The sequence below is a fragment of the Oceanimonas marisflavi genome (genome assembly GCF_003049725.1).
Classification (GTDB): domain Bacteria; phylum Pseudomonadota; class Gammaproteobacteria; order Enterobacterales; family Aeromonadaceae; genus Oceanimonas; species Oceanimonas marisflavi.
This window is the reverse complement of record NZ_QAGM01000015.1, coordinates 80,124-87,926: the sequence shown is the minus strand read 5'-3', so window position 1 is coordinate 87,926 and position 7,803 is coordinate 80,124. Positions and strand designations below refer to the sequence as shown.

At 60.4% G+C, this 7,803-nt stretch carries 6 protein-coding genes and 2 riboswitches; of the genes, 3 read left to right on the top strand and 3 right to left on the bottom strand.

From position 1 onward, the window contains the following. Positions 1-146: 146 nt before the first annotated feature. Both DA373_RS10880 and DA373_RS10875 read right to left on the bottom strand, forming a co-directional pair. Positions 147-1,586 (bottom strand): sodium:solute symporter family protein, encoded by a 1,440-nt coding sequence (locus DA373_RS10880; RefSeq protein WP_107852337.1) that lies wholly within the window; start codon positions 1,584-1,586, stop codon positions 147-149. Between the two features lie 80 nt (positions 1,587-1,666). Beyond that, a riboswitch (TPP riboswitch) is annotated at positions 1,667-1,773 on the bottom strand. Between the two features lie 199 nt (positions 1,774-1,972). Beyond that, a protein-coding gene (locus DA373_RS10875) for an IS5 family transposase (RefSeq protein WP_107852336.1) occupies positions 1,973-2,765 on the bottom strand; the annotation gives its coding sequence in 2 pieces (ribosomal slippage) (positions 1,973-2,495 and positions 2,494-2,765; 795 coding nt in all). Positions 2,766-2,902: 137 nt separating this feature from the next. On the opposite strand from DA373_RS10875, the gene DA373_RS10870 reads away from it, so the two are divergent. Continuing rightward, positions 2,903-4,033: an RNA-guided endonuclease InsQ/TnpB family protein gene (locus DA373_RS10870; protein ID WP_107852335.1), complete on the top strand. Its 1,131-nt coding sequence runs from the start codon at positions 2,903-2,905 to the stop codon at positions 4,031-4,033. A gap of 92 nt (positions 4,034-4,125) precedes the next feature. On the opposite strand, the gene pyrC is transcribed toward DA373_RS10870, so the two are convergent. Then, positions 4,126-5,157: a dihydroorotase gene (gene pyrC / locus DA373_RS10865; RefSeq protein WP_107852342.1), complete on the bottom strand. Its 1,032-nt coding sequence runs from the start codon at positions 5,155-5,157 to the stop codon at positions 4,126-4,128. A 246-nt stretch (positions 5,158-5,403) separates the two neighbouring features. Next, a riboswitch (TPP riboswitch) is annotated at positions 5,404-5,500 on the top strand. Between the two features lie 48 nt (positions 5,501-5,548). On the opposite strand from pyrC, the gene DA373_RS10860 reads away from it, so the two are divergent. Both DA373_RS10860 and DA373_RS10855 read left to right on the top strand, forming a co-directional pair. After that, positions 5,549-6,322 carry a 3-oxoacyl-ACP reductase gene (locus DA373_RS10860; protein WP_107852334.1) on the top strand — a complete coding sequence of 258 codons (774 nt, stop codon included), beginning with the start codon at positions 5,549-5,551 and terminating at the stop codon, positions 6,320-6,322. Beyond that, a complete protein-coding gene (locus DA373_RS10855; protein WP_198650296.1) occupies positions 6,322-7,635 on the top strand; it encodes an LLM class flavin-dependent oxidoreductase in 1,314 nt (437 codons plus the stop codon). Before DA373_RS10860 ends, DA373_RS10855 begins: the two co-directional genes overlap by 1 nt. Positions 7,636-7,803: the final 168 nt, after the last annotated feature.

The following is a 7,803-nucleotide window of genomic DNA, read 5'->3' as shown; positions in this document are numbered from 1 at the left end:
CCTCATCGGCCCATTGCACCGCCAGCACTCGACGATATTCCTTAGCCGCTCCCGTCGGTTTCATCATGTCTCACTCGCTCAAAATCCGAGCGAATATTTTATTAAAACCTGAGAACTATGTCAGTAAAAGGTGCGACGAAACGAACTCAGCTTTCCAGGCTGCGCACCTTGCCGGCGAGGGCGGCAAAATCAAAGGGCTGGCGGCTTGGCACCAGCAGCAGCAGGGCGGAGATGGCCACCGGCACAAAGGTGGCCAGCAGGAAGGACTCCAGCAAATGAGTGGCTGCCTCGCCTGGCGCCGGGAACAGCATCAGGCCGGCCACCAGGCCGCCCAGGGTGCTGAGCATGGCGTTCCAGCCCTGATAGCGGGCGTTATAGAAGCCGAAAAACACCGGAAAGGCGGCGGCGCAGCACAGCAGATCCGCCAGCAAAAACAGGTACAGCACGCTGAAGCCCTGAGAGGCTACATACAGCACCGGAATGGACACCAGTACAATCAGCCAGCGCGACAGGCCCAGCAGGGTGTGCACGCTGGTCTGGGGCAGCAGCCGGCGCAGGTCCACCACCAGTATGCTGGTCAGGCCGCTGATGGTGGAGTCGGCGCTGCTCATGATCAGCGCCAGGCCAAAAGGCAACAGGCCAATGGCAAACCACAGCGGCATGTTGGGCATAAGCACGCTGAACAGCGCTACCGAACCGTCACCGTTTGAGCCCAGTCCGATAAAGGCCAGACCAAACAGACCCATGATAAAGATGATGGGGAAGCTGAGCACGCCGCTCAGAATAAAGCCGTTGCGGATCACCTTGTTGTCCCGGGCGGCAAACACCCGTTGCCAGGTGCCCTGATAGAAGAGCCCGGTCAGCACCACGGCGAGGAAGAAGGTCAGGCCGGATTTCAGCCCTGTGGTGTCGAGCGGATCAAGCAGGTGCGGAGCATTTTCCTGCAGGCCGGCCAGGGCCGGGGCCAGGCCGCCGGTAGCCTGCCAGCCAAGTACGATCAAAGTCAGCAAAAAGGGCAGTATCACCAGCATTTGCACCCGGTCGGTGAAAATGGTCACTTTCAGACCGCCGTACAGGGTGTAGATCAGGGTGGCGACCATCACAATGCCGGCGGTGGCCCACAGCGGCACCGGTGCCAGCAGCGCCACCATTTTGGCGATGCCGGTGAGGCCGGCGGTGAGGGAAATAAACATGTAGAACAGCATGATCACCAGCACAAAGGCGTACATGCCCCGGCCATAACGGCCCATTACAAACTCGGTCAGGGTATGGCCTTCGGGCATCAGCTCACGAATGCGCTTGCCCAGGGGAATCATCACCAGCCGGGGCGCCAGCACCCCAAGGGCGTAGCCGGTAATGGCGCCCACACCACCCCAGGTGGCGGCCTGAGCCGGGCCGAACAAAATCCAGGTGCCCATGGTGGTGGCCAGCAGGGTCAGCGTGGTGGCGCTGCCGCTCTGGCTGTTGCGGGCCACAATAAAGTCTTCCGGTTTGTCGTTTTGCCGGCGGGCGTAAAGCAGTCCGGGTATGGCGAAAACCGCCGCAAATAAACAGAGCCATAAAATGGCGGTGGTGGTGTCCAGCATGTGTTCTCCCTTTGCTCCGGTGAGCATTCAATGGCCGGGCAACGCGAGCAAAGGAAAGGGGTGGCGGATCTGGTTTGTGCGGGATCGTGCGAGTCCTTCCCTTCGCCGGCATTATCCGGATCAGGTTCTAAGGGTTACCGCCGGTGTGGCGGAGTCTCAGCCCGTGTGGGCTCCCCCAGGAATAGTGCAGCGAGAGTAAGGGGCGGGCGATTTATTGTCAATGCGGGGGTGGCGCGGGGATGACTCAAATGCCGTCATGCCCGTGAAGACGGGCATCCAGAGAAGACGTGCACGGTTTTGATAACGGAGCTGTCTGTGACATGGACCCCCGCCTTCGCGGGGACGGTATGGGGCCGCGGTTTATCTAATTGCGTGTAAGAACCTGTTTACGATCTCCGTAATAACAGAACCAAAAATGCAAGGTGGATGAACTGCAGGCTAGTATTGAGCTTGCGCTCGCAGTTCTTCCACAACCTTCGACACTTCTCCAGCCAAGCAAATGAGCGTTCCACCACCCAACGTTTGGGGATCACCGCAAAGCGATGCAGCTCACTGCGCTTGGCTACTTGAACTGTTGCTCCCAGTCTCTCATGCACAGCTTGGGCAAACGGATTACCGGTGTAGGCACTATCCACCAAGACACATTGGACGTGTCCCAACCCTGACTGACACCGTTCAAAGGCTGCCAGTGCACCCTTCCGATCCGTTACGTTGGCTGTGGTCACTGCGACTGCATGCGGCAGCCCCTGCGTATCGACCGCAATGTGCCGTTTGATCCCTGATACTTTCTTGCCCGCATCGTAGCCTTTTTGCTCGGCGCTATCAGTGTTCTTGACGCTCTGCGCGTCCACGATCAAGAACGTGCTGCAGGCGTTGCGCCCCTGTTTCGTACGGGCCACGCCAACCTGATTTTTTTAGTGCCCGCTCCAGCAGGCTCATTCCTTGATCATCAGGTGCACGCCATTTAGAGAAATACGAGTACACCGTTTGCCACTGGGGAAAATCGTTGGGCAGGGCCCGCCACTGGCAGCCTGTGCGTAACAGATAGAGCACTGCGCACCATACCTCGTACAGGTCCACGGTACGTGGCTTGGTGCGCTTACTGGCATTTTCCAATAACGGCCTGATGGCCTCAAATTGCTCTCGCGTAATATCGCTGGGGTATGTTTTTCGTTTCATCCGCCCAGTATCGGTTATTGTTGAAAGATCTCAAACAGGTTCTAAGACCTCTTCCTGACGCCCGGAGGGGAAAGGGAGGGGATATAAGCGCAGCGCCCGAAGGGCGCTTTTACAAATATTAAGCCACACTTGTAAGCGTGAAAACAAAATGCGCATTTAAATACCGTTTCTATCCCACACCTGAACAAGTGACTTTGCTGGCTCAGACGTTTGGGTGTGTGCGTTTTGTCTATAACGCCATCCTGAAGTGGCGCACTGATGCCTTTTACGAAGAGGCTGAGAGCATTAACTACAATGCCGCCAGCGCCCGGCTGACCGCATTGAAAAAAGAGTTCGACTGGCTGAATGAGGTCAGCAGTGTTCCACTGCAACAGGCCCTCCGTCATCAGCAAACCGCCTTCAAAAATTTCTTCGAAGGCAGGGCAAAATACCCCGCTTTCAAAAAGAAACATCGCCGCCAGTCAGCCACCTACGCCAGCTCTGCGTTCAAGTACCGTGACGGCCAGTTGTTCATTGCCAAGAGCAAGCAGCCGCTGGCCGTACGCTGGTCGCAGGCGCTGCCCGGCATTCCAAGTACCATCACGATCTCCAAAGACGCCGCTGGCCGCTACTTTGTCAGCTGTCTGTGCGAGGTTGACACCCAGGCCCTGCCGGTGGTCGCCAAGACCACTGGCGTCGATCTGGGCCTGAAAGATCTGTTCGTCACCAGTGACGGATTCAAGTCCGGCAACCTCAGGTACACCGAAAAGTACGCCGCGAAACTGGCCTACCTTCAGCGCCAGTTGGCGAAGAAGGCAAAAGGCTCCCGTAACCGGGCCAAAGCCCGGTTACGGGTAGCCCGCCTGCACGCCAAGATCGCAGACTGCCGGAAAGACGCCACCCACAAGGCGACTCGCAGACTCATTAACGAAAACCAAGTTGTCTGTGTTGAATCTCTTGCAGTGAAGAACATGCTGAAACACCCCACGCTGGCGAAGGCGATAGCCGATGCCAACTGGGGAGAGTTTGTGCGCCAGTTGATGTACAAGGGGGAATGGGCGGGTCGATCTGTTGTGCAGATCGACCGCTGGTTCCCCAGCTCGAAACGCTGCCCGATCAAGGGCTGTGGGCACATCAACGACACGCTGCCACTGAACGTACGGTCGTGGTCGTGCCCGTCTTGTGGCGCGACCCATGATCGGGACGTGGCGGCGGCAATCAATATTAAAGCGGCCGGGCTGGCCGTGTTGGCCTCTGGAGCGACTGGAGCGGGGGCACGAGCCGTCTAGCGACGACTCGTGCCTAGTGAAGGCGTGTTGAACGAGGAAACCCCGCTGGGTGACTGGCGGGAATCCCCCACCGAATCAGGTGGGGGAGGATGTCAATTCACCATCCAGCCAATTTCTTCGCCGGCGCGAATGGGCACCAGCTGGTCGCCGCCCAGGGGCAGGGTTTCGCCCACGGTCCAGGACTCCTTCACCAGGGTGATGGTGTCGGTGTTGCGGGGCAGGCCGTAGAAGTCGGGGCCGTTGTGGCTGGTAAAGGCTTCCAGCTTGTCGAGGGCACCGGCTTCTTCAAAGGCTTCTGCATACAGCTCCACGGCGGCGTGGGAGGTGTAGGCGCCGGCGCAGCCGCAGGCGGCTTCCTTGCGGTGTTGAAAGTGCGGCGCCGAGTCGGTGCCCATAAAGAATTTCTTGCTGCCGCTGGTGGCGGCACGCACCAGGGCTGCCTGATGGGTGTTGCGCTTGAGAATGGGCAGGCAGTAGTAGTGCGGACGAATGCCGCCCACCAGCATGTGGTTGCGGTTAAACAGCAGGTGATGGGCGGTGATGGTGGCGGCCACGTTGTCGCCGGCCTGCTCCACAAACTTCACCGCATGCTCGGTGGTGATGTGCTCAAGCACGATTTTCAGATCGGGGAAGTCGCGCACCACGTCGGGCAGCACGGTTTCGAGGAACACTTTTTCCCGGTCAAAGATGTCGATGCGGGAGTCGGTGACTTCGCCGTGCACCAGCAGCAGGGTGCCGGTTTCCTGCATGGCTTCCAGCACCGGGTAGATGTTTTTCACATCGGTCACGCCGGAGTCGGAGTTGGTGGTGGCGCCGGCCGGATACAGTTTGCAGGCCACAATGTCGCCGCTGGCGCGGCCCTTGCGAATTTCGTCGGGGTCAGTCTTGTCGGTGAGATACAGGCTCATCACCGGCTCGAATTTGCTGCCCTCGGGGCGTACCGCCAGAATGCGCTCGCGGTATTCATTGGCAAGCGCAGTGGTGGTGACGGGCGGTACCAGATTGGGCATGACGAGGGCGCGGCCCAGATAGCGGCTGGCGTCGCGTACTGTGTCTTTCAGTTGCTCACCGTCGCGCAGGTGCAGGTGCCAGTCGTCGGGGCGGGTAATCGTTAATGTGGTCATAGTGGGCTCGGCGTTATCCATTGCTTTCGAGGCTTTCATTATCCACCCGAAGGCGGTTTTCACCAAACTCATGGGAGCTTTAAGCGGTCAGCTGTCAGCTTTAAGTTGTTCTTACGTGTTTGCGTATATTGCAATCTGCCTGTTCGTACTGTGCAACAGGCACCATATCAATCCTTCATACCACTCGGGCTGCTGACAGCTTATAGCTGACGGCTTACAGCTTGCTGTGGGGTATGTTATGGTCTGTGCCGAGACACGGGGTGTCCTGCGATGCGGGGCTGAGATAACACCCGTTGAACCTGATCCAGTTCATACTGGCGAAGGGATGTCAGCCTGCCGGCCAAGGGCCATTGCTGCCGCATCATGCCTTCGCCTCACTATCGAGGTAGTCATGCAAACTTCCATCAAGCTGAACGAACAACTGGTGCTGGTCACCGGCGGTGCCCGCGGCCTGGGCGAACATCTGGTGCGCGCCTTTCTGCGCGAGGGTGCCAAAGTGGTGATCAACTACCTGAACAGCGCCGAAGCGGCGCAGAAACTGGCGGCCGAGGCCCCGGAGCAGGCGCTGGCGGTGCAGGCCGATGTGACCGATGCCGCCGCCGTGCAGGCCATGTTTGACCAGGCCGAGGCCCATTTCGGCTGCCCGGTTACTACTGTAATCAACAACGCTCTGCCGGCGTTCTCCTTTAACGGTGACGCCCGCACTCACGCCAATGATCTGGGCTGGGAGCACCTTAATCAACAGCTGGAAGGCGTGGTGGGCGGTGCCCTCAACACCACTCGTGCCGCCCTGGCCGGCATGCGCAAAACCGGCTTTGGCCGCATCATCAACGTGGGTACCAACCTGTTTCAGAACCCTGTGGTGCCCTATCACGACTACACCGCCGCCAAGGCCGCGCTGCTGTCGCTGACCCGCACCCTGTCTCAGGATCTGGGCCCGGACGGCATTACCGTGAACATGGTGTCCGGCGGCCTGTTGCGCACCACGGATGCCTCTGCCGCCACCCCGGAAGCGGTGTTTGACTATATCGCCGCCAGCACCCCGCTGCGCCGGGTGACCACACCGGCGGAATTTGCCGACGCCACCCTGTTCTTCGCCTCGCCCTGGTCCCGCTCGGTCACCGGTCAGAATCTGGTGGTGGACGGCGGTCTGGTGAAAAACTGATGAGCATGAACGAACGCATGATGCACCTGAACCTGTTTCTGTTCGGGTGCGGCCACCACAGGGCCGCCTGGCGGCACCCCAATTCCGCGGTGGAGCAGCTGGGGGACATTCGCTATTACGAGCGGCTGGCGCAAACCGCCGAGCGCGGCAAGCTGGACGCCGTGTTCTTTGCCGACGGCCAGTCCAACGGCAATGTGGCGGACGGCAGCTACTGGTTTCTGGAGCCGCTCACCGCCATGGCGGCCATGAGCCGGGCCACGGACCGCATCGGCTTTATCAGCACCGTCTCCAGCACCTTTTTCACCCCGTTTCATGCCGCGCGCATGATGGCCTCGCTGGATCATATCTCCAGCGGCCGCATGGGCTGGAACGTGGTCACCTCCATGTTCGACGCGGAAGCCCGCAACCACGGCTACGAGTCGATGCCGGCTCACGCCGAGCGTTACCGTCGGGCCGAGGAGTTTGTGGACGCGGTGATTAAACTGTGGGACTCCTGGCAGGCAGATGCCCTGGTGATGGATCGCGCCGGCCAGTATGCCGATCCCGACAAGGTGAACCCCATCAACCACCAGGGCGAGTTCTTTCTGGTGGACGGCCCGCTCAATGTGCCGCGCCCGCCTCAGGGCCATCCGGTGTTGTTTCAGGCCGGTGCCTCGGAGCAGGGCCGGGCGCTGGCGGCCAAGTGCGCTGAGGCCATTTATGCCGTGGCCTACGATCTGCCTGCAGCCCAGGACTATTACCGTGACATCAAGCGCCGGGTGAAGGAGGCGGGCCGCACTGTGGATGTGCCCATCATGCCCGGACTGGTGACCTATGTGGCTTCCACCGAGGCCGAGGCCAGGGCCAAGCAGCGGGAGCTGGACGAGCTGCTGCCCGCCGACGCCTCCCTGCGCCAGCTCGGCACCTATGTGGGACAGGACTGCTCCGGCTGGGAGCTGGACGCCCCCGTGCCGGCGCTGCCGTCCCTGGATGTGTTCACCGGCCCCAAGGGCCGTTACGCCACCATTTTGCGCATTATCGAGACCGAGCAGCCCACGGTGCGCCAGCTGCTGGGCCGGCTTGCCGCCGGCGGCGGCCACTGCACCATGGTGGGCACGCCCGAGTCGATTGCCGACCGCATGGAGCAGTGGTTTCGCAACGAGGGCGCAGACGGCTTTAACCTGATGCCGCCCTCACTGCCCGCCGGCATTGAGGACTTTGTGGAGCAGGTGGTGCCCGAGCTGCAACGCCGCGGCCTGTTCCGCACCGAGTATGAAGGCAGCACCCTGCGGGAGCATCTGGGACTTGCCCCTCCGGGGAGCGGTCAGTGGTAGGTTGCGAATGAGCGAAGCGAATTCCAACACGCAGGCGGCTGTGGAATGTTGGGATTCGCTGCGCTCATCGCCAACCTACGGCCTCCAGTCCTCGAATATATCCCGCACAGCGGCAACCTTTGAGCGCCTGGCGGCGCTAATGCAGGCTGGCAGCCTGCGCTCCGATCC